The organism is Paraburkholderia sp. 40 (assembly GCF_050434105.1).
GTDB classification, from domain to species: domain Bacteria; phylum Pseudomonadota; class Gammaproteobacteria; order Burkholderiales; family Burkholderiaceae; genus Paraburkholderia; species Paraburkholderia tuberum.
Map to the genome: position 1 here is coordinate 1398383 of NZ_JBNPVY010000004.1, position 25008 is coordinate 1423390.

Below are 25008 nucleotides of genomic sequence, written 5' to 3' on the forward strand. Positions count from 1 at the left end.
GCGCACCGGTGCGCGGGCCCGCTCATCGGCCGCGGTGCACACCCAGTGTCCAGCGTCCGCGAGCGAGCGCCCTGGCTTTAGCGCTGCATCGACTCCCACACCTTGTGCAGGCGCTTCACCGAAACCGGCATCGGGGTGCGCAACTCCTGCGCAAACAGCGAGATGCGCAATTCTTCGAGCAGCCAGCGGAATTCCGCAAGCCGCGGATCCACGATGCCGCCGCGCTGCGACATCGCGCGCTGATAGTGCTGCAGCAGCGGCTGGAATTCGGCGAACTGGCGCGCGTCGCGTATGGCGTCCGCGCGCAGCTTGTCGATACGCAGCGCCATCCCCTTCAGATAACGCGGGAAATGTGCGAGTTGGGCATACGGCGTATCGACGACAAAACGCTTGCCGATCAGCGCATCGAGCTGATTCTGCAGATCGGTGTACGCGGCCGCGAATGGCTTCGCCTGCAGGAGCTTCTTCGTCAGGCTCGCGTATTCGCCAAGAATCTGACCGACCAACCGCGAAATTTCCTGCGCGAGCAACGTGAGGCGGCTACGCCCTTCGTCGCGGCGGACATGGAAGCTCGCATCGTCGTCGGGCAGCGGATCCTGCAGACACGCGCGGTCGAGTGCGGTGTCGATCAGCTGATCGCGCAGTTCCTCCTGCGTGCCTCGCGGCATGAACTGCATGGCCATTTCGCGCAGGCCCGGCAGATTCTTCTCCAGATACTTGATCGGCTCCTTCAACTGCAGCGCGAAAAGCCGACGCAAGCCCGCCCGATGAATCCGCGCGGCTTCTTCCGGCGAATCGAACACCTCGACGTCGCAATGGGTGCCACGGTCCACGAGCGCCGGGTAGCCAAACAGCGTCTGACCACCACGGCGAATTTCGAGCAACTCGGGCAACTTGCCGAAATTCCACGTGGTCAGGTTTTCATAGAGCGCGGTGGCTGGTGCGCCTTCGGGTGTCGCGGATTGCGGCGCGGCCGCGCCCTTGCCGCGCGACGCGCCACTCTGAGCCAAATCTGGAGAGCGTGCAGGTGCCGCAACACCGCCGCCCGCGTCGGCCAAGGCGGCGCCCGCCGCGCCCGAAACGAGCTTCTGGAAATGCTGCTGCGCCTGAGCGCCGAGCTCGGCGCGCAGTTGCGACAAATTTCGCCCCATCGCGAGCTGCCGGCCATGTTCGTCGATGACCTTGAAGTTCATGAACAGATGCGCGGGCAGCGTCTCGAGCTTGAAGTCGGACTGCTTCATCGTGACCTGGGTCTGCTCGCGCAGGTCGGCGATCAGCGCCTCGAGCAAGCCCCCTCCTCCGAAGCGCTGTGCGCCGTGCCGTTCGGCGAAGCCCGCCGCGTACTCGGGGAGCGGCACGCAATGCCGACGCAGCTTTTGCGGCAGCGACTTCAGCAGCATCTGCGCCTTTTCTTTCAGCATCCCGGGCACGAGCCACTCACAGCGGCGCGCGTCGACCTGGTTCAGCGCGTACAGCGGCACTGCGAGCGTCACGCCGTCGCGCGGCGTGCCCGGCTCGAAGTGGTAGGTCAGCGCCATCTCGATGCCCGCCATCGTCAGCCGCTTAGGGAACAGATCCGTCGTGACACCCGCCGCCTCGTGCCGCATCAGATCGTCTCGGGACAAATACAACAGCCGCAGCTTGTCCTCCGCCTGGCCGCTCTTTTCGACCTCGTCGCGATACCAGCGCTCGAACGCGGCGCCGGTATGGATGCCGTCCGGCAGCGCCTGATCGTAGAACGCGTAGATCAATTCGTCGTCGACCAGCACGTCCTGGCGGCGCGACTTGTGCTCGAGCTGCTCGATGTCCGCGAGCAACTTGCGGTTGTGCGCGAAGAACGCAAGCTTCGTGTCGAACTCGCCTTCGACGAGCGCACCGCGAATGAACAACTCGCGCGCCCGCGCCGGGTCCTGCTTGCCGAATGCGACGCGCCGCCGGTGATAGATCGGCAGGCCGTACAGCATCGCGCGCTCGAACGCGGACACCTGCGCCGCGCGCTTTTCCCAATGCGGCTCGGACAACGACTTCTTGAGCAGATGCGCGCCGACCTTCTCGACCCACTCCGGCTCGATTTTCGCGATACAGCGCGCGTACAGACGGCTCGTTTCGACGAGCTCGGCGGCCATCACCCACTTGCCTGCTTTTTTCAAGAGCGCCGAGCCGGGCCACAAATAGAACTTGATGCCGCGCGCGCCGAGGTAGTACGGCTCGTCGTCGGCTTTCAGGCCGATGTTGCCGAGCAGACCGGTCAGCAGCGCCAGATGGATCTGCTCGAATGTCGCCTCCGCTTCGTTCAGCCGCCAGCCGTGCTCGCGCACCACCGTCAGCAGTTGCGAGTGGACGTCGCGCCATTCGCGCAGCCGCAGTTGCGACAGGAAGTTCTTGCGGCACTCGTCCTGCAGTTGCCGGTTCGATTTCTTGTGCGCGATCGCTTCGTCGAACCAGTTCCAGATCTTCAGCCACTGCAGGAATTCGGAGCGCTCGTCGGCGAACCGGCGATGCGCCTGGTCCGCCTGCTCCTGCGCTTCGATCGGGCGATCGCGCGGGTCCTGCACGGACAGTGCACTCGCGATGATCAGCACTTCCTTCAGCGCCTGCTGGTCGCGCGCGGCGAGGATCATGCGGCCAACGCGCGGATCGAGCGGCAGTCGCGCGAGTTCGCGGCCGAGCGGCGTCAGGTGGGTGTCGTCGTCGACGGCGCCGAGCTCGTTGAGCAACTGGTAGCCATCGGAAATCGCACGGCCCGGCGGCGGTTCGATAAACGGGAAGGTTTCGATCGCCGTCAGATGCAGCGACTTCATGCGCAGAATCACCGAAGCAAGCGACGAGCGCAGAATTTCCGGATCGGTGAAGCGCGCGCGGCCCTGGAAGTCGCTGTCCTCATACAGACGAATGCAGATGCCATCGGCGACCCGACCGCAACGCCCCGCGCGCTGGTTCGCGGCGGCCTGCGAAATCGACTCGACCTGCAACTGCTCGACCTTGTTGCGATACGAGTAGCGCTTCACGCGCGCAAGGCCGGTGTCGACCACGTAGCGGATGCCGGGTACCGTCAGCGAAGTTTCGGCGACGTTGGTCGCGAGCACGATGCGGCGCGCGTTCGACGCGCGGAACACGCGCTCCTGCTCGGCGGCCGAGAGCCGCGCGAACAGCGGCAGGATCTCCGTGTGGGGCGGATGATGTTTGCGCAGCGCCTCGGCGGCGTCGCGAATCTCGCGCTCGCCGGGCAGGAATACCAGTACGTCGCCGGGGCCTTCGCGGCACAGTTCGTCGACAGCGTCGACGATCGCCTCCATCAGATCACGATCAGTCTCGCGCTGCGTCTTCGGGCGCTCGCGGCCAGACGAGGTTGCACCCGAGGTCCCTTGCGCCGCCTTGACCGCCGGGCTGTCCTCGACGACCGGACGGTAACGTACCTCGACCGGATACATCCGGCCGCTCACTTCGATCACCGGCGCGGGTTTGTCGTCGCTGCCGAAATGACGCGCAAAACGGTCGGCGTCGATCGTCGCCGAGGTGACGATCAGCTTCAGGTCGGGACGCTTGGGAAGAATCTCCTTCAGGTAGCCGAGCAGAAAATCGATGTTGAGGCTGCGCTCGTGTGCTTCGTCGATGATCAGCGTGTCGTAGGCATTCAGCAGCGGATCGGTCTGCGTTTCCGCAAGCAGAATGCCGTCGGTCATCAGCTTGACCGATGCGCCCGGCGCGAGGTTGTCGTTGAAGCGCACCTTATAGCCGACCACTTCGCCGAACGGCGTGCCGAGTTCCTCGGCGATACGGCGCCCGGTCGCCGACGCGGCGATCCGGCGCGGCTGCGTATGGCCGATCAGACCATTGCCGCCGGCACCGAGACCACGGCCAAGCGCGAGGCAGATTTTCGGCAACTGCGTGGTCTTGCCCGAGCCGGTTTCGCCCGACACGATCACGACCTGATTCTCCGCGATCGCCCGCGCGATCTCGTCGCGACGACCGGAGACAGGAAGCGCTTCGGGGAACGTGACCGGTGGAATCGGATTCGGCTCGACGACCCGCGACGGCCGCGCTTCGCGCGGCGCGCGAGGCTCCTTGCGCGGCTCGCCCGATTGTTTGTCGCGCGATCCGTGACGTTGCTCGCCGCGGGTCGATCCGCGTTGCTCGCGACGTGGCCCGCGATCTCCCTGTTCGTTGCGAGACGCACGACGCTGTTCAACGCGAGGCGTGTCCGAGCGCGCGTCGCGGATTTCATTCCGCTGCTCGCTTTGCCGCGCATCACCTTCCTCGTCGCGAGCCTGCTGGCCATGCTCACCGCGAGGCGCGGCCGAAGGCGTATTGCGGCGCTCGCCTTGCGGCCCACCCCGCTGCCCGCTGTCCGGCCCATCGCTCTGCTGCTCACGGGCCGCGTCATGAAGTGCAGTACGGAATTGGCCAAGCTGCTCGCTCAACGAAGCGCCACGTTGCTCGCCACGAGCCCCACCGTCCCGCTTCGCACCAGACGCTTCGTCCGATTCATCGCGGGATTCACCGCGCCGTTCGTCACGCGCGCCAGCGTGCTCTTCGCGACCATTTCGACCTGCACTGCCCCCTTCAGGCGGCACCTTTCGCGCAGACGCGCCCGCCCCCCGACGCGCGTCACGCGCCTGATCGGGTCTCGCATCCTGCGCTGGGCGGCGCATCGTATCGCCGGGGTTAGCCGGCTCGCCGGCCGACGCCGGTTTCTCGTTCGCCCCAGCGGGACTTTTGGGTACATTCGACATGGGGGCGCATTATAATCCCCGGCATGAATTCCCAAACCGACCTCGTCCCCGCGCCCGCGAGCGTCCCGGCCCCCGCCGACTCGCCGGAAACCCTCGCCCAGCACGCGCAATTCGTCGACTGGATGCGTTCCGTCGCCCCGTATATCCACGCGTTCCGAAACAAGACATTCGTCGTGGGTTTCGGCGGCGAAGTGGTGCATCAGGGGCTGCTGAATGCGCTCGTGTCGGACATCGCGCTTCTGCAGGCAATGGGCATCCAGATCGTGCTGGTTCATGGCTCGCGCCCGCAGGTCGAGGAGCAGATGAGCCTGCACGGCGTCGAATCGGAGTTTTCACACGGCATGCGCATCACCGACGCGCGCGCGCTCGAGTCCGCGAAGGAGGCGGCCGGCGAAGTGCGTCTCGACATCGAAGCGGCGATCAGCCAGGGGCTGCCGAACACGCCAATGGCGCACGCGCACATCAGCGTCGTATCGGGCAACTTCGTGACGGCGCGCCCCGTCGGCATTCTGGACGGCGTCGACTTCCAGCACACGGGCCTCGTGCGCAAGATCGACGCGGATTCGATCCGACACTCGCTTGCGAGCCGCAAGCTCGTGCTGCTGTCGCCGCTCGGCTTCTCGCCCACCGGTGAGGCATTCAATCTGTCGATGGAAGACGTGGCCTCGGCCGCGGCGATCGCGCTGCGCGCCGACAAGATCGTGTTCCTGACCGAAACGCCGGGCCTGATGGAAACCGGCGAGAGCGGCACGGAGCTGATCCGCGAACTATCGCTCGACGACGCCTACAAGCTGCACGAAAGCGGCGAAGTGACCGGCGACGCCGCGTTCTACCTGAAGCATTCGATCCGCGCCTGCCGCGGCGGCGTGCCGCGTGCGCACATCATCCCGTACGCGCTCGACGGCAGCCTGCTGCTCGAACTGTTCCTGCACGATGGCGTCGGCACGATGATTTCGTACGAGAACCTCGAAAGCCTGCGCGAAGCAACGCCGGACGACGTCGGCGGCATTCTCGCCCTGATCGAGCCGCTCGAAACAGACGGCACGCTGGTACGACGCGGCCGTCACCAGATCGAACGCGATATCGACCATTTCTCGGTGATCGAGCACGACGGCGTGCTGTTCGGCTGCGCGGCGCTGTATCCGTATCCGCAGGAGCGCATCGGCGAAATGGCGTGCCTGACCGTCGCGCCCGAAGCTCAAGGCACCGGCGACGGCGAGCGCCTGCTCAAGCGCATCGAACAGCGCGCGCGGGCACGCGGCCTCACGCGCATTTTCGTGCTCACCACGCGCACCGAACACTGGTTCCTGAAGCGCGGCTTCGTCAAGGTTACGGTCGACGACTTGCCCGAAGACCGCCGCCGACTCTATAACTGGCAGCGCAAATCGCTCGTGCTGATGAAACAGCTTTGAGTACTTCGTGATCGCCCCCATCTGATCCGAACCGGCGTCTGCCCGCCCCACATCGATTACAGGAGAAGCACAGCATGACTCGTATGGTTCAATGCGCGAAGCTCGGCAAGGAAGCCGAAGGCCTCGATTTCCCGCCGCTGCCGGGCGAACTCGGCAAGCGGATCTACGAAAGTATCTCGAAGGAAGCCTGGCAGAGCTGGTTGAAGCAGCAGACCATGTTGATCAACGAAAACCGCCTGAACATGGCAGATCCGCGCGCGCGGCAGTATCTGATGAAGCAGACCGAAAAGTTCTTCTTCGGCGAAGGCGCGGATACCGCGTCGGGCTACGTGCCGCCGTCGGCCTGAGCTAGCCTCGTCGAGGACGACACGACACAACGCGTCGCCCAAACCGAGCAAACACACGCCTGAAAGTCCGCGCCGCGAGCGCGGATTTTTTTTCGCACCAACATCGGCCGCGCATCGCGCCCGCCGCTCGCATCGTCTTCGCCTCAAGAAGCGCTCGCCAATGTTCTACGCGGTCCGTTTTTTCAGGGCCGTTCCGACCCCGCCAGATCTCCCGTCCCGCAATGGATCGAGTCCCATTGGCGGCCCTGCCTCGCACCGCCGATTTGCATGATCCTCTGGCATCGTGCTAACATGTGCCCTCGTTTCAGCCGCAATTCACCTTCATTCGTGTTCTTTCAAGTTGGTTCATCGTGTGTTTTCCGCGCACGCGCCATCCTGGATTGAACTGTTTTTAAACAAGAAGGCTCGTCGGTCGTTTCCCCGCCTAAGGCGGAAAATTCAAGACCGGCCTTTTTCGTTTCAAGCCTTCAGCGGCGCATGGGTCAGTTTCCCGCCAGCCCCGCGTCCCTCATGCATCTGCCCCCCTTCCACGGCCACGCAGGTGCAACAGTCAGCACAATCTAGTTGAGTGTTTTTTCGCGAACTTACCGCGAGGCACGGGCGTTTGCTTCTTTTCGCCATCCGTTCCGCCGCCGGATAACCGGTGCCGCGAATAGCCTCGCCTTGCTCACGAAATTACACTTCCCAGCAACCGTGGCGGAACGCATCACGAGTTTCGTCGCAGTCATTGGAGTTTCAACCTTGACCGCTTCCAGCAACGGCTTCTGGCGACATCACAAACCGGAACAGCGTCTTTCCCTCGACGACATCACCGTCGTCGATCACTCCCTCCTGAAACGGGCCGTCGGCGCCATGGCGCTCGGCAACGCGATGGAATGGTTCGATTTCGGCGTGTACAGCTACATCGCGGTCACGCTCGGCAAGGTGTTCTTCCCCTCGTCGAGCCCATCGGCGCAACTCATTGCGACCTTCGGCACGTTTGCCGCGGCGTTTCTCGTGCGGCCGATCGGCGGCATGGTATTCGGGCCGCTCGGTGACCGCATCGGCCGTCAGCGCGTGCTGGCAATGACGATGATCATGATGGCCGCGGGCACCTTCGCGATCGGCCTGATCCCCAACTACGCGACGATCGGCATTCTCGCGCCGGCGCTGTTGCTGCTTGCGCGCCTCGTGCAGGGCTTCTCGACCGGCGGCGAATACGGCGGCGCCGCGACCTTCATCGCCGAATTCTCGACCGACAAGCGCCGCGGCTTCATGGGCAGCTTTCTCGAGTTCGGCACGCTGATCGGCTACGTGCTCGGCGCGGGCACGGTCGCGCTGCTGACGGCGACGCTGTCGAACGACGCGCTGCTGTCCTGGGGCTGGCGCGTACCGTTCCTGATCGCCGGACCGCTCGGCCTGGTGGGTCTCTACATCCGCATGAAGCTCGAGGAAACGCCCGCGTTCAAGAAACAGGCCGAAGAGCGCGAAGCCGAGGACCGCGCGCTGCCCAGCCAGTCGTTGCGCCAGCTGCTCGTGCAGCAGTGGAAGCCGCTGCTGCTGTGTGTCGGCCTCGTGCTGATTTTCAACGTGACCGACTATATGGCGCTGTCGTATCTGCCGAGCTATCTGTCCGCCACGCTGCACTTCAACGAAACGCACGGTCTGTTCCTCGTGCTGCTCGTGATGATCCTGATGATGCCAATGACGCTCGCCGCGGGCCGTCTGTCCGATGCGATCGGCCGCAAGCCCGTGATGCTGCTCGGCTGCGTCGGTCTGTTCGCGCTGTCGATTCCCGCGCTGCTGCTGATTCGGATGGGTACGGTGCTGCCCGTGTTCGGCGGTCTGATGATTCTCGGCGTGCTGCTGTCGTGCTTCACCGGGGTGATGCCGTCGGCGCTGCCGGCGCTGTTCCCGACCCGGATCCGCTACGGCGCGCTCGCGATCGGCTTCAATATCTCGGTGTCGCTATTCGGCGGCACGACGCCGCTCGTGACCGCATGGCTCGTCGACCGGACCGGCAATCTGATGATGCCCGCGTACTACCTGATGGGCGCATCGCTGATCGGCATCGTGTCGGTGCTCGCGCTGCGCGAAACCGCGCGCAAGCCGCTGCTCGGCTCGGGTCCGTGCGTCGCGACGCGCGCTGAAGCGCACGCGGTGCTGCGCGGTGAGCGCGAGGCCGAGGAGATGGATGAACGGTTCGCGGCGGCTGCGACCGCGCGTGCCTGACCTGCGCAGTCATCACGTCAGGCGTAGTTTCTGAAGCGGGCCGGCGACATTCGCCGGCCCGCTTTTTTACGTCAGCAGCGAATCGAACGTCGCGCCAACCTGCGCGCCTTCAACGGTCAGCGTGCCCGCGCACACCGGCAGCCTGAAGCGCCGCGGCCCCGCGCTGCCAGGATTGACGTACAGCACGCCGTCGCGCTGGGCGATCGACGGCTTGTGCGAGTGGCCGCTCACCACGACGCGAATGCCATCGTGCTGCGGCACGCAGCCCAGCTCGGCGATGTCGTGCACGACCAGAATCGTCACCTGCTGGATCGTCAGCCGCGCATGCGTCGGTAGAGACGCGGCCCAGTCACCGGTATCGTTGTTGCCGCGCACCGCGGTGAGCGGCGCGATCCGCGCGAGCGCGTCGAGCACGTCCGGGTTGCAGATATCGCCCGCGTGAATGATCGCGTCGCAGCCGTCGAGATAGCGCAACGCTTCCGGACGCACGAGGTTGTGCGTATCCGAGATGAGCCCGATGCGGGTAGCGGTCGAAGGTGAGCGATGTGAAGTCATGCGCAGTCTCACTCGGTCTGCGGCTGCGCAAACTCTCGCGCCGCCGCCTGAGCACGGCGCTGGCCAGCCAGCATGCGCCGCGTCAACCCCTGCACGACGACCGACACCACCGCCGCGCACGCAAACCCCGTCGCCACACCGTACTGCGGCGGCAGCATCGCCGTCACCGCGAAGAACGCCGCGAACGAGCCGCGCCCGACCACCATGCCGCGCATCAGCAGCGCCACGAAGTCCGCGCCATGCGCACGCTGCGCCGACACCGCGAGCACGATGCCGAGCAGCGGAAACACCGACAGCACGCCACTCCACGCCGCGCCCATCGATGCCGAGGCGGCCGTCACCGCGAGCGTCAGCAATGCGCCCGCGAGCATCCGCACGGCCAGATCCGCACGCCCGACGCGCGCCGCCGGCACATGGCCCGTCGCGCGCGGCAAGCAGCTCTGCGACACCGCGACGGCCGCGCACGCCGCCGCCAGCGCCCACCCAAGCGAGCCGGGCATCCGCACGATCAGCAGTCCCGCGCCGAGCCAGCCGGCCATGCCCGCGGCCAGTGCGAGCGGCCAGTCGAAGCGTCGGCAGCTCCATCCATAAGCAAGATTGAATGCCTCGGATGCGGCGATCGCCGCAACCGACGCCGCCGACGCCTGCGCCGCGAACGCCGGCCCGCGCTCGACTGCGAGCAGCAGCATGATCGGTCCGGCGACGACCGGCAGTCCCGCGAGCCATCCCGCGACCGACGGCCCCCAGACGCGCGCGGCCGCCGTCAGCGCGGCGAGAAAGGCCGGCACCAGCACGAGCTTCAGCGCGAGCGGCATGCTCAGGCCTCCAGCACGTGTTCGATGCGACGGTCCGGTACGAACCACCACGCGGCGGCGAGCGCGTACAGCACCGCCGACGCCCACGGCACGACGAACGCGAGCCCGATGCCGGTCAGGTAAATGACGACGGAGACCTTGCCCTTGAAGTCGTTGCCGAGCGCTTTGGCCAGCGTCGAGTCGTGTCCATGCTGCGAAATCAGCGTGCGCGTCAGGATGAAATACGCGATCGCCGCCATGAACAGCACGATGCCGTACATCGCGGTCGGCCACGCGGCCAGATGGTTTTCGCCGACCCAGTGCGTCACGGCCGGCAAGAGGGATAGCCAGAACAGCAGATGCAGGTTCGCCCACAACACCTTGCCGTTGACCTTCTGCGCCGCATGGAACATGTGATGGTGATTGTTCCAGTAAATGCCGACGTACACGAAGCTCAGCACGTATGCGCAGAACACCGGCACGACCGGGCGCAGCGCCGCGAGATCGTGGCCTTCGGGCACCTTCAGCTCGAGCACCATGATCGTGATGATGATGGCGATTACGCCATCGCTGAAGGCTTCGACGCGTCCCTTGCCCATGCGAGTCCCGAAGATCAATGCGGTGGGGCGCACAGCCCGCCCTCGCCTTGCGCGCGGGCCGCGCCGCTGCCGATTATCGGTGATGGTGTGAGGATTTGTCGATGCGCGAGAGCCGGCCGCGCGGATGGCTCGATCCGCCGCGGCTCACGGGTAATGGACGGCGAGCCACACGCTCGGCTCGGTGTCGCTCGTCCATGCGACGCGGTGGCGGCAATGCGCCTCGATCAGCACGTGATCGCCGGGCTTCATCGGCCGCGGCTCGGGGTCGTCGTCGAATTCGAGCATCGCCGCGCCGGTGAGCAGCACGACCCATTCGGCGCGCGGGCTGTCGTACCAGAAACCGGGCGGACTCGCCTGCCCGGTCGAGACGATCCGCTCGATCGTCACGCCGCCCCGCTCGACGAGCGCGTCGACCTGCTCCTCGGGCGTCGTCCCCAACTGCGCGACGATGTCGAAAAGATTGCCGCTGTTACGTGCGGGTTTGAGCGAGCTTGTCATCAGCGTGTCGCGCCAGCGTCAAGGCAGTTCATTGCATCGGCTTGAGCCCATCGAGCAGCGTCGGCACCAGTTCGCTGATGGTCGGATGCACGTGCATCGCGTATTGCAAAGTCGGATACGGCGCGCCTGCGGTCATGATGTCGACGAACGTATGGATCGCCTCGTCGCCCTCGATGCCGTGAATTGCCGCGCCGAGTATCTGTTTGCTGTTCGCATCGACGAGCGCCTTCATGAAGCCGTCGGTCTCGCCACGCTCGCGCGCACGGCCCACGCGCGACATCGGCATCGTCGCGATCAGCGCTTCGCGGCCACTGTTGCGCACCTCCTCCTCCGACGTGCCGACGCGCGCGAGCGGCGGATCGACGAACACCGCATACGTCATGATCCGCGTGTCGACGCTGCGCGCGCCGCCGTCGAGCAGGTTCGCCGCGACGATCTGGTAGTCGTCGTAGGACGTATGCGTGAACGCGCCGCGGCCGTTCACGTCGCCGATCGCCCACACGCCCGACACGCTGGTGCGCAGCTGGCCGTCGACGATGATCGTGCCGTGCCCGTCGGTCTCGATGCCGGCGACGTCGAGGCCGAGGTCGTCGGTATTCGGCCTGCGACCGGTGGCCAACAGCAGATGCGACGCCTCCATGGCCGGGATGTTTTGCTCGAAGCCGATGCACACGTCGTTCGCGCGATGCGCATGCGGCTCGACGCGCGTCGGCTGCACGCCGAAATGAAACTCGACGCCCTCGCGCGCGAGCACCTTCTGCACCGACTCCGCGAAATCGGCATCCTCGCGGTTCAACACGCGCTCGCCGCGCACGAGCACACTGACGCGGCTCCCGAAGCGGCGAAACACCTGCGCGAATTCGAGCGCGATATAACTGCCGCCGACGATCACCAGATGATCCGGCAACGCGCTCAGTTCTAGCAGCGTCGAGTTCGTGTAGTACGGAATCCGCTGAATGCCTTCGAGCGGCGGCACGACGGCGCGCGTGCCGGTGTTGATAAAGATTTCGAACGCGCTGAGCTCGTTCAGCAATTCCCCGTCGTGCCCGCAGATAGCGAGCGTGCGCGCGCCGGTGAAGCGCGCGTGGCCGGTGAATACCGTGATGTTTTCCGTGCCGCGCAGCCATTTCTCGACGCCGCTGCGCGCCTCTCCGATGATCTGGTCCTTGCGCGCCTTCACGGCCGCCAGATCGACGCCGACCGAACCCACCTGCACGCCGAGCTCCGCCGCATGGCGCGCCACGTGCGCCGCGCGGGCGCTCGCCACATAGGACTTGGTCGGCGTGCAGCCAACGTTCACGCAAGTGCCGCCAAACTCCGCGCGTTCGATCACCGCGGTGCGGCGCCCGCTTTGAGCGAGGCGCACGGCGAGCGGCGAACCGCCTTGTCCGGTACCGATCACGACTGCGTCGAAGTGCTGTGGCATGGCAACTCTCCCCGGCTGGGTGCAGGTCGTAGCATCTTACGCTTAGTGCCACGCGCTGCCATGTCATGTCTGGTTGTGCGGGCGCTTTGGCGACAGCCCGTCTTCCCACGCGCCGCGCGCGAGGCGGCGAAAATCAGTTGGGATTACTGCGTATGCTGCGCGGGAAATCTCAGGCGTGGCAATGAACCGCGCAAATCAACTCGCGCGAACGTTGCAGTGCGGCCTGCGCGCCGCGCGCCGCGAACACCCAGCCGACCTGGCCGAGATTGAAGTCCTGCGACACCATCACCTGCATCAGCGCGACCATCGGCAGTACGACCGATGGCCGGTAAAACTGGTTTCTGATCAACTCTGACATTACGACCCCCATTGCGGGGCGCCGCTTCGGCACCACGCACCAATAACGTTTCGATGGGGGAATTTTAGGGAGTGCGTCGCCGCCGATAAATAGCGGCAACGCGAAGTCACTTGTTCGGCAATCTGAACAATCGCATCAGGACACCTTCGCCATGTCGATCAGCTGCGCGTCGTACAGCGTGCGCGCGTACGCGTTCGCGCCGACCGGCCGGCTGTACAGATAGCCCTGCTGCTTGTCGCAATCGATCGCGCGCAGAAACGCCGCCTGCTCGGCGGTCTCGACGCCCTCGGCGGTCACGTTCATGCCGAGCGAGTGCGCCATCGCGACGACCGCCTGCGTGATCGCGACCGAATCGCGATGATCGGGCAGCCCCGCGACGAACGATCGGTCGATCTTCAGGTTATGCAGCGGAAAGCGCTTCAGGTACGACAGCGACGAATAACCGGTGCCGAAATCGTCGACCGAGACGCGCACGCCCATTGCGTTCAGCGCGCTCAGCATCGGCAGCACGGTATCGCTGTCGCTCATCAGCAATCGCTCGGTGATCTCGAGTTCGAGCGCGGCCGGTTCGAGCCCGGACTGCGCAAGACAACGTTCGATGCGCTCGAGCAGCCCGTCGTTGAACTGCCGCGGCGACAGATTGACCGCGACGATCAGATGCGGCGCGAGCGAGCGCCGCCACTGCGCGACCTGCTGGCAGGCGTGCTCGAGCACCCAGTCGCCGATCTCGACGATCAGCCCGGCATCCTCGGCGACCGGAATGAATTCGCCCGGCGACACGTTGCCGAGCTCGCTGTTGTACCAGCGCAGCAGCGCTTCCGCACCGATCGTGCGGCCGCTCTGGCTATCGACGATCGGCTGGTACACGAGGCTCAGCTCATTCGCCGCGAGCGCGCGTCGCAGCGACTGTTCGATCGTGAAACGCCGCTGCAGATGCTGATTCAGCTCGGCGGTGAAGAACTGGAAGTTGTTGCGGCCGCGCTGCTTCGCGTGATACATCGCCGAGTCGGCGTTGCGCATCAGCGTCGCGACGTCCTGGCCGTCTTCGGGAAACAGGCTGATGCCGATCGACGCGCCCAGGTAGTACTCGTTGCCCGCCACCGCGAACGGCACCGCGATCATGTCCAGAATGCGGTGCGCGAGGCCGATCAGCTCGCCGGTATTGCCGTACGCACTGGCGACGATCACGAACTCGTCGCCGCCGACTCGCGCCAGCGTGTCGTCGCGCTCGACGCAGGCCGACAGCCGTTCGGCGACGCTGCACAGCAAGGCGTCGCCGGCTTCGTGACCGGCGGTGTCGTTGACCTTCTTGAAGCCGTCGAGATCGACGAACAGCACGGCGACGCTGGTGAGCTCGCCGTCATGGTCGCCGGCCGCGCGCGGCGCGAACAGGTCGCGCATCCGCTCGGTCAGGTAGGCGCGGTTGTAGAGGCCGGTCAGCGAATCGCGCGTGGCGAGGTACTTCAGCTGGCGCTGCGCCTCGCGCACCGGCCCGATGTCGGAAAACGAAATCAGCACGGAGTCCGGCTCGCTGTCGCCGGGCCGCAGGATCGGCACGACGTTCTGCGTGATCCACACGACTTCGCCGCCGATGAGTTCGAGGCCGACCGTCACGCCGAGCATCGGCTTGCCGGTCGCAAAGACCTGCGAGACCGGACGGTTGACTTCGCCGATGACCGAGCCGTCCTCGCCGAACGCGCGTGTCATCACGGTCCGCATGCTGCTGCCGACGACCTCCGGTGTCACGTGCAGCATGCGCTGCGCACTCGGATTGCAGGCGAGCACGATGCCGGTGCGCGACTGCACGACGATGCCCTCGCTGAGATGATCGACGACCAGCCGGTGACGCTCCTCGCTATGCGCGAGGCGCTGCGCCATCGCGTCCTGATGGACTGCGAGGCCGACGCTGCTGCCGATGTCGCGCAGCATCGCCTCTTCCTCGGGGGTCGGACAGCGGGTGGCGCGGTAGTAGACGGCGAACGCGCCGAGCACGATGCCCGCGTCGTTTTCGAAGGGCACGGACCAGCATGCGCGCAAGCCGTGCGGCAACGCGAAATCGCGGAAGTTTTCCCACAGCGGATCGGATTCGATGTCGTCGACGATCACCAGACGCCGCTCGAACATCGCCGTGCCGCACGAGCCGACGCGCGGACCGATCGCCGCGCCCTCGATCGCGGCGCTGTAGGCGGGCGGCAGCGACGGCGCGCCGCCGACGCGCACATGCACGCCGTCCGGGTCGAGCAGCAGGATCGAGCAGCACGCGCCGTCGCCGAGCAGCGCCTCGGCGCGACGGCAGACCTCGTCGAGCAGCTCGGGCAGCGGCGTGTTGCGGGTGATCAGCCGCAACACGCTGCGCTCGGACGCGAGTACCTCCTCGGCCCGTTCCGGCCGGTAGCGGGCGCCCTCCGGCGCGGCTGTCGTCGTGCCACGTGATGCTGCTTCGCAAATCATAGTTGCGCCCCCCCACCCAACATCGGCAAGTTAGTGTACGCGGCACACCGGGGTTTACGCTAAGTCCAGCGTGAAAATCTGCCATGCATCGCGTGCGGACGGCTCCGGTGTGGCGTGCCAGCATCGGTTGATGCCGGTACGACGGGCGACGGCAGTGCGGGCGCCGTCTGTTCGTGGCCCGCAGGCGCCGCAGCGGCTCGACGCTGGGCCGGCAGTTGCGCGACGATCGGGTAGTCGGCCGCAGGGCCCGCGCGCACGTTGGACCCGCTGTTCGTATAGGCCTGTGACTGCGCGCTGGCCGCGCCGGGTAAAGTCAGAAGGTCCGCTGCCATGGAAAGACCGAACACGAGTCGTCGTTGCATTCGTTCCCCCTCTTTCGATGGTCGCCTTTGACCACGCCGGCCCAAGTGCCCCCACTTCCAATATTTAGACGTTGCGCCTACTTCATGACACGCGAAGGTGCGCGAGCGCCGACCGGGGCCTTCGTGCTGCCGCCCTACCGGGCTCGCGCTCGTCTGCTCGCACACGGCACACGCCCGGCCGGTCGCCCGCGCGGCAACATCTGGTAACGACCCGCCCGAATTCCCGCGTTGTTCGGACGTCCGCGAGGCGCGCGACCGGTCGATCATCGGCGGCATGACCAATCGATGCACCGACCACACCCTGATGACCCTCTTCCGTCCCCTCCTGATCGCCGGACTCCTGCTCGCGCATCCGTACGCCAACGCTGCGAGCTTCGATTGCCAGCGCGGCCGCTCGCCGGCCAAGCGCATGATTTGCGGCGACGCCGCCCTGTCGACGCTCGACGACACGTTGGGCCAACTCTACTGGAAGGCACGTCGGCGAGTCGCCCAGCGCCGCGCGTTCATCGACGACAGCGACAGCAAGTGGGCCTGGCGCGAAGCGAACTGCCGCGACGCCGCGTGTCTGCGGACGTGGTACGCGACGCGTATCGACGAATTGCAGCGACTGCTGGCGAGCCTGCCGAGCGGCGCGCAGCACGCGGCGTCCGTGGATGTGGATGCGCACTCCGACCCGTCGACGCTGCAATGCACGGCCGCGAAGCCCGATCTTGTGGTGAACGAGCAGTGTGCGAGCGTGATCGGGCAGTCCAGCAAGCGGTGGAAGTATCAGCCGCGCGATGCCGACTGGTTCTGCGGCGTCGCCACGCTCGAGGCGGCGGACATGGCGCCATCGCGATCACAACCGCAGGTGCAGGCGAGCGTCGGGCCATGAGACGGCGGAGCGCGCTGACTACGACAACAATCAACCCGTGCGCCGGATCAATTGCGCGCCGGTGGCAGTTGCGCCGGGAAGCTCAGTCGGCGGCCGACGGCTCGCCGCCCTCGCTCGTGCCGAACAGCTCCGCGCAAAGCTGCGCACCGATTTCACTCAGCGACGCGGCTCCGGTGCCATCGTCGTGGAACATCGTATCGACGAGACGGCTTCCCGAGAGCACCGTCAATTGCCGCCGCAAGCTGCTCATCGGCACGCCGGCCTGCTTCGACAGCTTCGCGAGCGACCACGCGCGCCGGGGTGTCTCGCGATGCGCGCGCCATAGCTGCGCGAGTATCGCGGCGAGTTGCGGGTCGATGTCGTCGTCATCCATATCGGTCTACCTGTCGTGATGTGTCGTTTTGCATCGCCGTAGCGCCGGTCACGCCATCGCCGTAGCCAGCTCACCGAGCGTCTTCAACGCCGCTTCGGCCTGCGCGGTCCACGGATAGCTGTAGTTGAGCCGGATGAAGTGCCGAAAATCGTTGCGCGTCGAAAACATCATCCCCGGCCCGACCGTGATCCCGCGTTCGAGCGCCGCCTGATAAAGCCGCATCGAATCGATCGCAACGGGCAACTCGACCCACAGTACATAGCCGCCCCGCGGCGTCGACACGCGCGTGCCGACCGGGAAAAAGCGCAGCACCAGCGCGCTCATGATGCTCGCCTGCTGCCGGTACACGCGGCGCACATGCCGCAGATGCCGGTCGTAGCCATCCTGACGCAGATAGTCGGCGACCGCGATCTGGGGTACGGACGGCGTCGTCAGCGTATTCAGGAACTTGAGCTTCTCGACCTGCGCGCGATAGCGCCCCGGCAGCGCCCAGCCGATCCGGTACGACGCCGTCAGGCTTTTCGAAAACGACGCACAGTGCAGCACGAGCCCCCGGGTGTCGAAGGTCTTCAGCGTCGACGGCCGCGTGTCGCCGAAATACAGCTCCTGGTAGACATCGTTCTCTATCGCCGGAATCTCATGCGCGGCCAGCAGTTCGACCAGTTGCCGCTTGCGCTCGTCGGACATGCAGAAACCGAGCGGATTCTGGAAATTCGGCATCACCATGCACGCGGCGATCTTCTGCCGCGCGATCGCCTTCGCGAGCGCGTCGATGTCGATGCCGTCGACCGGATGCGTCGCCACCTCGATCGCGCGCATGCCGAGGCGCTCGATGGCGTGCAGCATCGCGTAGTAGGTCGGCGACTCGACCGCGACGGTGTCGCCCGGCTTGGCGACCGCCTGCAGGCTCAGGTTGATCGCCTCGGTCGCGCCGAGCGTGATCACGATTTCGCCCGGATCGACCGGTAGACCGTTTTCCGCATAGCGCCGCGCGATCTGTCGGATCAGCTCGGGGTTGCCCGGCGGCAGATCGTCGATCAGATTCCAGCTCGCGTGCCGCCGCGCGATCGCGTTGGCGTACTGGTTGATGCGCCGCCACGGGAACAGCGACGGATCGGGATACGGCGAGCCGAACGGCACGGCGTCGTGCGCGCGGATGCTGCGTAGCGTCGACAGCACGAGCCGGCTCACGTCGACCGTCGCGGGCACCGGCGGCGGCGCGGACTTGCGGCCCGCGCGGGCCGCGGCGGGCGCCGGCGCAAGCGCCCGCGCGGCCGCGTCGCGCACGAAATAGCCCGACTGCGGCCGGCTCTCGACGATGCCGCGGCTCTCCAGCAGCGCATACGCGTGCAGCACCGTCTTGATGCTGACGCCGTGCTGCTGGCTCGCCTGACGCACCGACGCAATCCGCTCGCCGGCCGCGAACACGCCGCGGCGCACGGTTTCGGTGATTTCGTCGGCGAGCTTTTCGTAGAGCTTCATGCGATTCGGGTGGATTCGGGCGGCTTCAGGCATCGTCGCGCAACTGTACTCCTATTCTTTCCGATTTTCTGTATCCGACGTAGTTTGTGGAACACAGTACGCTCTCCGGCATTGGTCTGCAAACCCTATCGAATCTGTCCACCGCCACATCATGAAGAAGAACGAAACACAAGCCGAAGCCCGCATCGAGCCGTACAAGCACCCCGCCGCTGGCTGGGGCGCGCTGAAGTATGTCGCCATCAACCTGCTCAAGGAAAAGGTCGCGGGCGGCAACTACCGCACGCTGCTCAAGCAGAACCAGCCTGACGGCTTCGACTGCCCCGGCTGCGCGTGGCCGGATCGCGAGCATGCGTCGACATTCGAGTTCTGCGAAAACGGCGTGAAGGCCGTGGCCGCCGAGGCGACCGGCAAGCGCGTGACGCCCGCGTTCTTCGAGCGGCACAGCGTCACGGAGCTGATGACGCAATCCGACTTCGAACTCGAGCAGCACGGCCGCCTGACCGATCCGCTCGTCTACGACGCCGCGCGCGACCGCTATGTGCCGATCGGCTGGGACGACGCATTCGCGCTGATCGCGAGCCATCTGAAGCGTCTCGACGATCCTGATCGCGCCGCGTTCTATACCTCGGGCCGCGCGAGCAACGAAGCCGCGTTCCTGTACCAGCTGTTCGTGCGCATGTACGGCACCAACAATTTTCCCGATTGCTCGAACATGTGCCACGAGGCGACGAGCCGTGGCCTGCCGCACACGGTCGGCATCGGCAAGGGCACGGTCACGCTCGATGACTTCGAACACGCGGATACGCTGCTGATCTTCGGCCAGAATCCGGCCACCAACCATCCGCGCATGCTCGGCGAGCTGCGCGAATGCGCGAAGCGCGGCGCCACGATCGTGTCGATCAATCCGCTGAAGGAGCGCGGCCTCGAACGCTTCGCGAGCCCGCAGCATCCGGTCGAAATGCTGACGATGGGCAGCACGAAAATCAGCTCGGTATTCACCCGTCCGAAGGTCGGTGGCGATTTCGCGCTGATCAAGGGCGTCGCCAAACGCGTGCTCGAACTGGATGACGAAGCGCTCGTGTCGGGCCTCGAGCGCGTGCTCGACGTCGGCTTCATCGCCCAGCACACAGTCGGCTTCGCTGCATTCGCCGACGATCTGCGCGCCGAGCGCTGGGACACGATCGTCGCCGAGGCAGGCGTGCCGCTCGACGAGGTGCTGAAGCTCGCCGATATCTACGTGAAGGGCCGCGCGGTGATTTCGACCTGGGGCATGGGTCTCACGCAGCACAAGAACTCGGTCGCGACGGTACAACTGCTGTCGAATCTGATGATGATGCGCGGCAATATCGGGCGGCGCGGCGCGGGGCTGTGCCCGGTGCGCGGCCACTCGAACGTGCAGGGCGACCGCACGGTCGGTATCGAGGAAAAGCCTACTGAAGCGTTTCTCGACAAGCTCGGCGCAGCCTACGACTTCGCGCCGCCGCGCGAGCACGGACTCGACGTCGTCAACACGATTCAGGCGATGCTCGACGGCAAGGTGAAGGTGTTCATCGGGCTGGGCGGCAATTTCTCGATCGCGACGCCGGACACGCCGCGCACGTGGGACGCGATGCGCGCATGCGATCTGACCGTGCACGTGACGACGAAGCTCAATCGCAGCCACCTCGTGCATGGCCGCGACGCGCTGATCCTGCCGACGCTCGGACGCACCGAGATCGATGTTCAGAACGGCGTGGCACAAGGCGTCAGCGTCGAGGATTCGATGAGCATGGTGCACATCTCGTATGGGATGAACAAGCCGGCGTCGGACAATCTGCTTTCCGAAGTGGCGATCGTCGCGCGCATGGCGCATGCGACTTTGGGCAGCGGCAAGGTGGACTGGCTCGCCCATGCGGCCGACTACGCGCTGATTCGCGACGGCATCGAGAAGGTGATCGACGGTTTCGACGACTACAACGAGCGTCTGAAGAAGCCGGGCGGCTTCCATCTCGGCGTCGCATCGCGCGATCGCATCTGGAAAACGACGAGCGGCAAGGCACAGTTCATCGTCCACGCGATCGCGCTCGACACGCCGATTCATCAGGCGAAGAAGCAACATGGCGAACGCCTGATGACGCTGATGACCACCCGCTCACATGATCAGTACAACACGACGATTTACGGTCTCGACGATCGCTATCGCGGTGTGTACGGACAGCGGCGCGTGCTGTTCGCCAACAAGGACGATCTCGCGATGCTCGGGTTCGCGGCTGGTCAGCGCGTCGATATCACGAGCGTGTGGGCCGATGGCATCGAGCGACGCGTGGACGGTTTTCTGCTCGTCGAGTACGACATTCCGCGCGGCTGCCTCGGCGCTTATTATCCGGAGACGAATCCGCTGGTGCCGCTCTCCTCGATCGCAGATGGCGCGGGTACGCCGACGTCGAAGTCGATTCCGGTGTTGTTGACGGCGTCGATGGTGGAGGATGCCTCGGAACCGGCGGCTTGAAGTCAGCTCCGTTTGTCGCGCCTGCCGCGCGGCATACCTCAAACGGTCTTCTTCGCCAGATCGCGATGCGTCAGATACAGACGTAGATCGAATTCGATCTGGTGATAACCCGGCTGCATGAACTCGCACAGACGATAGAACGCTTTGTTGTGATCACTCTCCTTCAGATGAGCGAGTTCGTGCACGACGATCATCTTCAGAAACTCCGGCGCCGCGGCCTTGAATAACGACGCGATCCGGATTTCCTTCTTCGCTTTCAGCTTGCTGCCCTGCACGCGCGAAACGCTCGTGTGCAGGCCGAGCGCGTGACGCATCACGTCGAGTTTGCTGTCGAAAGTGACCTTGTCGATCTGCTCGGCGTTGCGCAGGTGTTCGCGTTTGAGTTCCGCGCAGTACTCGTAGAGCGCGCGGTCGGTTTGCACCTCGTGCGTACTCGGGTACTTCTGCGCGACGTAGGAGCCGAGCTGATCGGCGGCGATCAGCTTTCTCACCTTGTCTTGCAACGGTGCGGGGTAGCCGGCGAGGTATTTGAGGGGGGACATGAAGGCGGAGTGAGGTTGGCGAGGGTGATGTTACGCATGGTCCGGCCTGGCGACAAGTTTGATTCTTTCCGGACGACTTAAGGCGCGTAGGCGTGCACGTTGTCGATGATTTCACCGCCTGATTCAACGCCTCCATCGTCGTGCAAGATGGCGTTGTCGTCACCGCGCAATTGATTCACTCGCTTCATCGCATCAATCACCCCGCATGCTTGACGTCGAGCGACAAGTAATCCGACTCCGCTAAGGCGGTACGGCTTACGGCAGAGGGAACTGATCCGGCCTCACGCGCGAACGCTGCTTCACTTCGGGGTGATATATCCAGAGGATGCCAAGCGCCCAGGCCCCGAGGCGGTTGGCGACATTCTCTGTCAGTTCATCACCTGGAATGGCGTCAAGCCGCCAAGGCGGCTACCACGGCATTCTCGCGCAGTTCCGCAAGATCTGAGTCTTTGAGCGAGCACATTTCGAATTGCTGAAGTTCGTCGTTGTATGAGATGACGAATGACTGTGGGGCGACCATGCTTAGTATCATCGGCACTGGTTACGGGGTGTGAATTGCACTATTCGCCAGACGGCTTCGCTGGTGTCCAGACCATCGGGGCTTCAGTCGTGATCTGCAAGCGAGACCTCAAGTCAGGATTCGAAGCGGCAAGGCTCAGGACCGCCAAGCCCCCCAGCTTCCGCGCGTCCTCGTCTGTAAATGGAGCGTCGGAGTGTTCAGCGGCATCCGGCGGCACGCTGATTGCCATGACGCGATCAATCGCGGTTTGAACGAACTGTCGCGGCACAACGCAGAATTTCACCTGTCCCGTGTGTTCGTCGAAAAAACTGATAAACGCGGTTTGTCGTTGACTCATCAATAACCTCTACAGGTCTGGTAATTCGCGAATGCCCGTTGCGCGCACAGCGCATAAGTGCGCGGGTCTTGGAATATTGCGCCAGCAGCAGAACACGCTGTCATTTCCGCATGATATATCGCGTCGCACTCAGTTTCCTCGGCAGCGCTGACTCCGCGCGCCGCGATCTGCTGCACATCGCCGCTCAGCGCGTCCGGTGCGTACTCGAACGGCTTTGCATTGCCAAAATTCTGCGGCACGCGCGGACTGTTGCCATGGAGAGCGCTTGCCATGTCCGCCTCGGCCGGTTGTTGTGTGCGGGAAGGCGCTGGACCCGAACCTTTTTCCCGCTGCTTGCGTATCGCCTCCACACACTTGCGCATGTCGTCCCGCTCGGGCACAAACAGCAGGTTGCCGACCTTTACTTCGTCGTACAGGGCTTTGGCGACCTGATGGTTGGTCATCCTGTACATATGAAAGCGGTTGTCACTTCGACCAAGCATGTCGCGCAGTTCGTCCGACTGATGGGACAGCAGTATGGATGGGGCGTGTTGCAGCCACGCTGCGCGAGCCTCCTTCATGCCCTCGACCAGGTCGTCGTGTCCATCGCGGGTCGCGCTGGCCGGCAGCGCAAAATGAAACCACCGGACCACATCAAACATCCAGGGAGACTGGATGTGAAGGTATTGCGATTTGTGAAGGCTCGGCCAGAAGAAATGTTTGTGTCGCCTCTCACAGACGTTGTGGTAAGCACCGGGAAGAAGTGAAGACATCGTGCCTCGCAGTCATTTAACCAGGCACGATTCTGCAATATGTACCCATCTCAATAAAGTCCACGTTGCGTCACGCGCCGGATGCTATACCCCGTGCCTGTATACCTGCACCTTCAAATTCATCATTACCTGCAAAAAGATCAGCGACCTCTTATTGCAACTCAAAATGAAGTCAGATAAAAAATGATTCCCGCATCTTATGTGATTCAACAATGAAATTTCACAATTGAGCGGCGCTGAGAAACCTATCCAAGGAATAACATACGTTGCGAAAGACGCGTGGTGTACAGTTAATGGCCACCCCTCTCACTAGTGGCTTCGAAAAAATCCGCTGCACACGTCTCCATACCGTCATTGCTCCAGCCCGCACTTCCGGGCTTCGCGCGTATGGAACTATAGAGGTCGTCACGTATGGCAACACTTGCCCATAGGCTCTTCAAGGTCGCCCCGTTTATCGGCCTCTCCTCGTTTCAGTTCGCTATGTCCATACGTATCCGTGGCCTATGCCCGAAAGCCAGGCGCTTGCCTGGCTTTCCATCGCGAACGGGTTTGGTCTGCACGATCCTGACGATATTTATATCCCGGCAACGGTAGTTATCGAACTGCTCGTTACAGTTCTTGCCTATATGGGAATCGTGAGACTATGGCGCAAATATCGGAGGAGAAATAAGCGCGTAGATTGATGACGCGACGTAGGCTACGCATGTCGTGCGCGAACTTGATGTGTTCGCGCTTCCATCGTGACGCGGATGCCTGATCCAAGGAATCGGCTCGCTCGCACGCGGGCGTCTCATTTGTGTGGAACCGTCCACGCCGTAATCCAATCAGGGCGCCGGCTTTGTGCTCACACTCGAGGCGGCGCAATGGCGCCGGCTAAACCCTTGTGAACTCTAGTGGTGCGGGGACCGGACTTGAATAGTTCGCGAAAAGTCAAGCCAGTAGTGGATCTAGCTAATTAGCTCCAGAACAAATGCCCCCGAAAATATCCCCGAAAAAGCGCGCTACTATGGTTCGGTTACCGGGTAGGATTCTCATTTCGGCGGGAGAGCCATATCGGGCACCATTAGGCGCCACCCTGCCTGCAAAGTACCCTCACCAAAACCCAACTGCCGCTGGCCCGCCTCGATCTCCTGCGGACGATTTCGCGATCGAGGACCTAAATCCCAGATACACAACTCACGCGATTCCGCGAGCCCAGCGTCAGGGCGACGAAACACCTGGCCCCGTGATTCCCACTCAATCGTCAATCAGACGGTTGAACCCTCGTCGAGACGGCTTTCTCGCCCGGCTATTTAGCGCCGATACCGCCAGCGATACCGAAATTTCCTCCCAGCACTTGACAGCCTTCATCGGGCCCGCACTGGCAGATCAACGCCGCCAGATTTACAAAAACGTCAAGGTCGGTCGTCTCAAAATGTCCCGCAGAGAGATACCGTCAAGTCATACTCTTTTCAAAGCGGTCGGCCGAACCTCGCCGATCATTCAAAGATCGAACAGCGCTTCCCGTAAGCAAAAGCACGCTCACTGCCGCTCCAACAACCGTTAAGCACCTGACACTTGGACGAAACAGAGGAATACCAATCTATCAGGGGCTAGCGCTCCTCTCCTCCCACCGAAATCAACGCTGCCGCAATGACGGCTTCTGAGATACAACAGGCATACGCCGCACGACGCCGAATGCCCCGAACTCGGCCATACCTGCCATTCGCGCTCTCCCGGAAGCAGCTTTTTGGAATGACCGCTCCGAGCAAAGCGACTCGGCGCTATCGACCCCGTTGCCTCCTCTCGTGTTCCGCGTAAGCGGTCGTTCGCGAAGTTCGCACAGCGGCCAAGAGCTGCCGACCGGTAAGCGCACGGGCAACCCCCGTCTTGAGTGGCATTGAAGGACTTGGGA

19 protein-coding genes and 1 pseudogene are annotated in these 25008 nt (G+C 64.2%); 5 read left to right on the forward strand and 15 right to left on the reverse strand.

The features are described 5' to 3' along the window. Positions 1 to 77: 77 nt before the first annotated feature. Both hrpA and OKW28_RS27990 read right to left on the reverse strand, forming a co-directional pair. Positions 78 to 4421: an ATP-dependent RNA helicase HrpA gene (hrpA, locus tag OKW28_RS27985; protein ID WP_429450485.1), complete on the reverse strand. Its 4344-nt coding sequence runs from the start codon at positions 4419 to 4421 to the stop codon at positions 78 to 80. After that, positions 4418 to 4633 (reverse strand): hypothetical protein, encoded by a 216-nt coding sequence (locus OKW28_RS27990; RefSeq protein WP_429450487.1) that lies wholly within the window; start codon positions 4631 to 4633, stop codon positions 4418 to 4420. The genes hrpA and OKW28_RS27990 overlap by 4 nt, the downstream gene beginning before the upstream one ends. A gap of 123 nt (positions 4634 to 4756) precedes the next feature. Here OKW28_RS27990 and argA point away from each other — a divergent pair, with 123 nt between their 5' ends. From argA to proP, 3 genes are all read left to right on the forward strand, one after another. After that, positions 4757 to 6145, forward strand: a complete 1389-nt coding sequence (gene argA, locus OKW28_RS27995) for an amino-acid N-acetyltransferase (RefSeq protein WP_184070952.1) — start codon at positions 4757 to 4759, stop codon at positions 6143 to 6145. Positions 6146 to 6219: 74 nt separating this feature from the next. After that, entirely contained in the window at positions 6220 to 6492 is a 273-nt protein-coding gene (locus OKW28_RS28000; protein WP_026225286.1) for an oxidative damage protection protein, read from the forward strand. A gap of 741 nt (positions 6493 to 7233) precedes the next feature. Next, positions 7234 to 8703, forward strand: a complete 1470-nt coding sequence (gene proP, locus OKW28_RS28005) for a glycine betaine/L-proline transporter ProP (protein WP_090800879.1) — start codon at positions 7234 to 7236, stop codon at positions 8701 to 8703. Between the two features lie 66 nt (positions 8704 to 8769). Here the strand turns inward: proP and OKW28_RS28010 are convergent, their stop codons facing one another. The 8 genes and pseudogenes from OKW28_RS28010 to OKW28_RS28045 form a co-directional block, all read right to left on the reverse strand. Next, the gene (locus tag OKW28_RS28010; protein WP_429450489.1) at positions 8770 to 9258 is read right to left on the reverse strand and encodes a metallophosphoesterase family protein; all 489 of its coding nucleotides are present in this window, start codon (positions 9256 to 9258) and stop codon (positions 8770 to 8772) included. Positions 9259 to 9266: 8 nt separating this feature from the next. After that, a complete protein-coding gene (locus tag OKW28_RS28015; protein ID WP_429450491.1) occupies positions 9267 to 10073 on the reverse strand; it encodes a hypothetical protein in 807 nt (268 codons plus the stop codon). 2 nt (positions 10074 to 10075) lie between these two features. Next, positions 10076 to 10651 carry a TMEM175 family protein gene (locus OKW28_RS28020; RefSeq protein WP_429450493.1) on the reverse strand — a complete coding sequence of 192 codons (576 nt, stop codon included), beginning with the start codon at positions 10649 to 10651 and terminating at the stop codon, positions 10076 to 10078. A 144-nt stretch (positions 10652 to 10795) separates the two neighbouring features. Beyond that, positions 10796 to 11149: a cupin domain-containing protein gene (locus tag OKW28_RS28025; protein ID WP_429450495.1), complete on the reverse strand. Its 354-nt coding sequence runs from the start codon at positions 11147 to 11149 to the stop codon at positions 10796 to 10798. A 28-nt stretch (positions 11150 to 11177) separates the two neighbouring features. Then, positions 11178 to 12575, reverse strand: a complete 1398-nt coding sequence (locus tag OKW28_RS28030) for an FAD-containing oxidoreductase (protein WP_429450497.1) — start codon at positions 12573 to 12575, stop codon at positions 11178 to 11180. Positions 12576 to 12744: 169 nt separating this feature from the next. Next, positions 12745 to 12933: a hypothetical protein gene (locus OKW28_RS28035; protein ID WP_429450499.1), complete on the reverse strand. Its 189-nt coding sequence runs from the start codon at positions 12931 to 12933 to the stop codon at positions 12745 to 12747. 135 nt (positions 12934 to 13068) lie between these two features. Next, complete coding sequence (locus OKW28_RS28040) at positions 13069 to 15384, reverse strand: putative bifunctional diguanylate cyclase/phosphodiesterase (protein WP_429450501.1); 2316 nt, start codon at positions 15382 to 15384, stop codon at positions 13069 to 13071. A 209-nt stretch (positions 15385 to 15593) separates the two neighbouring features. Next, positions 15594 to 15746, reverse strand: a pseudogene (locus OKW28_RS28045) (SH3 domain-containing protein); the annotation flags it as partial. Between the two features lie 304 nt (positions 15747 to 16050). On the opposite strand from OKW28_RS28045, the gene OKW28_RS28050 reads away from it, so the two are divergent. After that, a complete protein-coding gene (locus OKW28_RS28050; RefSeq protein WP_429450503.1) occupies positions 16051 to 16620 on the forward strand; it encodes a lysozyme inhibitor LprI family protein in 570 nt (189 codons plus the stop codon). An 82-nt stretch (positions 16621 to 16702) separates the two neighbouring features. On the opposite strand, the gene OKW28_RS28055 is transcribed toward OKW28_RS28050, so the two are convergent. Both OKW28_RS28055 and OKW28_RS28060 read right to left on the reverse strand, forming a co-directional pair. Continuing rightward, complete coding sequence (locus OKW28_RS28055; protein WP_429450505.1) at positions 16703 to 16993, reverse strand: ArsR family transcriptional regulator; 291 nt, start codon at positions 16991 to 16993, stop codon at positions 16703 to 16705. A 48-nt stretch (positions 16994 to 17041) separates the two neighbouring features. Further along, positions 17042 to 18475, reverse strand: a complete 1434-nt coding sequence (locus tag OKW28_RS28060) for a PLP-dependent aminotransferase family protein (RefSeq protein ID WP_429450507.1) — start codon at positions 18473 to 18475, stop codon at positions 17042 to 17044. Between the two features lie 151 nt (positions 18476 to 18626). On the opposite strand from OKW28_RS28060, the gene OKW28_RS28065 reads away from it, so the two are divergent. Beyond that, positions 18627 to 20963, forward strand: a complete 2337-nt coding sequence (locus OKW28_RS28065) for an FdhF/YdeP family oxidoreductase (RefSeq protein ID WP_429450509.1) — start codon at positions 18627 to 18629, stop codon at positions 20961 to 20963. Between the two features lie 38 nt (positions 20964 to 21001). Here the strand turns inward: OKW28_RS28065 and OKW28_RS28070 are convergent, their stop codons facing one another. The 3 genes from OKW28_RS28070 to OKW28_RS28080 form a co-directional block, all read right to left on the reverse strand. Beyond that, entirely contained in the window at positions 21002 to 21505 is a 504-nt protein-coding gene (locus tag OKW28_RS28070) for a M48 metallopeptidase family protein (RefSeq protein WP_429450511.1), read from the reverse strand. A gap of 560 nt (positions 21506 to 22065) precedes the next feature. Further along, positions 22066 to 22362 (reverse strand): hypothetical protein, encoded by a 297-nt coding sequence (locus OKW28_RS28075; protein WP_184063824.1) that lies wholly within the window; start codon positions 22360 to 22362, stop codon positions 22066 to 22068. Continuing rightward, positions 22362 to 23114, reverse strand: coding sequence for a hypothetical protein (locus OKW28_RS28080; RefSeq protein WP_429450513.1), 753 nt, complete (start codon positions 23112 to 23114; stop codon positions 22362 to 22364). The genes OKW28_RS28075 and OKW28_RS28080 overlap by 1 nt, the downstream gene beginning before the upstream one ends. Between the last annotated feature and the right edge of the window lie 1894 nt (positions 23115 to 25008).

Excerpts from the sequence above, each read along its gene's own strand:
- OKW28_RS28055 (WP_429450505.1), bottom strand. The coding sequence starts at position 16,993 with ATGGATGACGACGACATCGACCCGCAACTCGCCGCGATACTCGCGCAG.
- OKW28_RS28030 (WP_429450497.1), bottom strand. The coding sequence starts at position 12,575 with ATGCCACAGCACTTCGACGCAGTCGTGATCGGTACCGGACAAGGCGGT.
- OKW28_RS28065 (WP_429450509.1), top strand. The coding sequence starts at position 18,627 with ATGAAGAAGAACGAAACACAAGCCGAAGCCCGCATCGAGCCGTACAAG.
- OKW28_RS28050 (WP_429450503.1), top strand. The coding sequence starts at position 16,051 with ATGACCCTCTTCCGTCCCCTCCTGATCGCCGGACTCCTGCTCGCGCAT.
- OKW28_RS28000 (WP_026225286.1), top strand. The coding sequence starts at position 6,220 with ATGACTCGTATGGTTCAATGCGCGAAGCTCGGCAAGGAAGCCGAAGGC.
- OKW28_RS28060 (WP_429450507.1), bottom strand. The coding sequence starts at position 18,475 with ATGAAGCTCTACGAAAAGCTCGCCGACGAAATCACCGAAACCGTGCGC.
- OKW28_RS28070 (WP_429450511.1), bottom strand. The coding sequence starts at position 21,505 with ATGTCCCCCCTCAAATACCTCGCCGGCTACCCCGCACCGTTGCAAGAC.
- argA (WP_184070952.1), top strand. The coding sequence starts at position 4,757 with ATGAATTCCCAAACCGACCTCGTCCCCGCGCCCGCGAGCGTCCCGGCC.
- OKW28_RS28075 (WP_184063824.1), bottom strand. The coding sequence starts at position 22,362 with ATGAGTCAACGACAAACCGCGTTTATCAGTTTTTTCGACGAACACACG.
- OKW28_RS28040 (WP_429450501.1), bottom strand. The coding sequence starts at position 15,384 with ATGATTTGCGAAGCAGCATCACGTGGCACGACGACAGCCGCGCCGGAG.
- OKW28_RS28025 (WP_429450495.1), bottom strand. The coding sequence starts at position 11,149 with ATGACAAGCTCGCTCAAACCCGCACGTAACAGCGGCAATCTTTTCGAC.
- OKW28_RS28080 (WP_429450513.1), bottom strand. The coding sequence starts at position 23,114 with ATGTCTTCACTTCTTCCCGGTGCTTACCACAACGTCTGTGAGAGGCGA.
- OKW28_RS28020 (WP_429450493.1), bottom strand. The coding sequence starts at position 10,651 with ATGGGCAAGGGACGCGTCGAAGCCTTCAGCGATGGCGTAATCGCCATC.
- OKW28_RS28010 (WP_429450489.1), bottom strand. The coding sequence starts at position 9,258 with ATGACTTCACATCGCTCACCTTCGACCGCTACCCGCATCGGGCTCATC.
- OKW28_RS28035 (WP_429450499.1), bottom strand. The coding sequence starts at position 12,933 with ATGTCAGAGTTGATCAGAAACCAGTTTTACCGGCCATCGGTCGTACTG.
- OKW28_RS28015 (WP_429450491.1), bottom strand. The coding sequence starts at position 10,073 with ATGCCGCTCGCGCTGAAGCTCGTGCTGGTGCCGGCCTTTCTCGCCGCG.
- OKW28_RS27990 (WP_429450487.1), bottom strand. The coding sequence starts at position 4,633 with ATGCGAGACCCGATCAGGCGCGTGACGCGCGTCGGGGGGCGGGCGCGT.